Source organism: Protofrankia sp. CiP1_Cm_nod2, from assembly GCF_920664355.1.
Classification (GTDB): domain Bacteria; phylum Actinomycetota; class Actinomycetes; order Frankiales; family Frankiaceae; genus Protofrankia.
The window spans coordinates 17,629-19,830 of the sequence record NZ_CAKKTL010000056.1; the positions used below are offsets into that span (position 1 = coordinate 17,629).

General features: G+C 70.4%; 2 protein-coding genes and 1 pseudogene. All 3 read left to right on the forward strand.

What is annotated here, in order from left to right:
- Positions 1–215 precede the first annotated feature (215 nt).
- Positions 216–1,170, forward strand: a pseudogene (locus tag NBW84_RS08675) (SPFH domain-containing protein).
- Between the two features lie 9 nt (positions 1,171–1,179).
- A complete protein-coding gene (locus tag NBW84_RS24170; protein WP_250292318.1) occupies positions 1,180–1,434 on the forward strand; it encodes a hypothetical protein in 255 nt (84 codons plus the stop codon).
- On the forward strand, positions 1,431–2,072 hold the full coding sequence (locus NBW84_RS08680; RefSeq protein ID WP_250283438.1) for a GOLPH3/VPS74 family protein: 642 nt from the start codon (positions 1,431–1,433) through the stop codon (positions 2,070–2,072). Before NBW84_RS24170 ends, NBW84_RS08680 begins: the two co-directional genes overlap by 4 nt.
- The last annotated feature ends 130 nt before the right edge of the window (positions 2,073–2,202 follow it).

Sequence of the window (2,202 nt, forward strand, 5' to 3'; positions counted from 1 at the left end):
CGGCAAGTACGACGAGACCGGGCGCAGTGGCCTGCTCCAGGTCAGCGCCGCGGAGCTCATCGACGGCATCGACTGGCCCTGAGCCGGCGCCGCTCTCCCAGCCGCGTCCCGCTGTTCCTCGTTCAGTCTCCCCGTGGTCACGCCGCCGCCAAAAAGTGATATCACTCTGATAGAATTTGGCTGTCGGCGACAGCGGCACACAAGGGGGATCGACCATGAGCACCGAGAGCTCCGAGAGCTCCGAAGCGGCCACGCGGATACCTGTGGCACAGATCCAGGAGCGGCCCGTCAACGGGGTGCCCGGCTGGGCCGCGCTCGCCCTGAGCCTGACGGTGGTGTTACTTCTCGGGCCCGGCGCCATCGCCGGCGGGATACTGCTGGTGCTGGCGTTTTCCGGCCCCGGCCGCGCCGGCGGCGTGGTACTGGTCGTCCTCGGCAGCCTGCTCGTCCTCGGCGGCGCGGTGACGCTGTTCGGCCTGACCGCCGTCGCGCCCGGCCAGGCGCGCGTGCTGTCCCTGTTCGGCCGCTACACCGGGACGATCCGCACGACCGGCCTGCGCTGGGTGAACCCGTTCTCGAGACGACGCAAGATCTCGACCAGGATCCGCAACCACGAGACCACCACGGTCAAGGTCAACGACGCGGACGGCAACCCGATCGAGATCGCGGCCGTGGTGGTCTGGCAGGTGCGGGACACCGCACGGGCCGTCTACGAAGTGGACAGCTTCGTCGAGTTCGTCGGCACCCAGGCCGAGACCGCGGTGCGGCACATCGCCACCAGCTACCCGTACGACAATCACGGCGACGCCACCCTCTCGCTGCGGGAGAACGCCGCCGAGATCACGGGCAGGCTCTCCGAGGAGATCGCCGCGCGGGTGGCGTCCGCCGGGGTGCGGATCATCGAGTCGCGCATCACCCGCCTGGCCTACGCCCCCGAGATCGCCCACGCCATGCTGCGCCGCCAGCAGGCCGGCGCCGTGGTCGCCGCCCGCCAGCGGATCGTCGAAGGGGCGGTCGGCATGGTCGAGCTCGCCCTCGCCCGGCTCGAGGCAGGACATCGTGGCGCTGGACGACGAACGCAAGGCGGCCATGGTCAGCAACCTGCTGGTCGTCCTGTGCAGCGAGCAGTCCACGCAGCCGGTGGTGAACACCGGCTCGCTCTACCACTGAGCGTCGCCGGTGACGGAGCGGAAGAAAATCCTACTGCGGCTGGATCCCGCCGTGCACGACGCGCTCGCCCGCTGGGCCGCCGCCGAACTGCGCAGCACCAACGCCCAGATCGAGTTCCTGCTGCGCCGGGCGCTGTCCGAGGCCGGCCGGCTGCCCGAGGACGTCGGACGCCTCCCGCGCCGCGGACGCCCCCCGAAGCCCGGCCCGGACACCGACGAAGAGCATGACCAAAAAGAGCACGGCCAAGGAAGGACACAGCGGTGAACCTCCCCGAATCCCTGCCGGCGCGGCTCTACCTGGCTTCCTACGATATCGACAGACAGCGGCTGACCGGCCGCCTGTACCTCGGCTACCTGCTGCGCGCCGCGGCGCTTACCGACCTGTTTCTCACCGGCCATCTCAGCGACGTGAAGGGCAGGGCGCGGGTGATTCCGCCATCGGCGGCGACGGGCCGCGTCCGGGATGTGGATCCGCTGCTGGCAGGCATCCTGAAGCAGATCACCGGATCATCGCGGCCACGTTCGTGGCAATACTGGATCCGCCGGGAGGCCCGTCCGGCCGTACGAGCGGTGCGGGACCAGCTGGAGACTGCCGGCTGGATTCGCGTGGAGCCACGCCGGATACTCCACCTGTTCCCCGCGGACGCGATAACCGTGCGGGATCCGCGCGTTGTCAGGGAACTGCACGCCAACGCCGGCCGGGTGGTACACGACGGCGTCCCGCCAGCGCGTGTCGACCCGTACGACGCCGCCGTTGTCGCGCTTGCCGCCGCCGCCCGGCTGAGGACCGTGCTCACCCGGGCACAACAGCGCGAGCACCGGGCACGGATCGCCCAGCTGGCCGAAATATGCGGCCCACCACCGATTGCGCTGCGCAAAGTAATCGTCGCCGCCCAGGCGTAGGCCGCGGCCTGAAATCCCGGAGCACCACCGGCCGTCAGCGGCCATGGGCAGCCGCCCGGCACCGCCCGGCGGCCCATGGCCGCTGACGGCCGGCGTCCGCTATGATCGATTCATCCGTCATGGCCGGCTG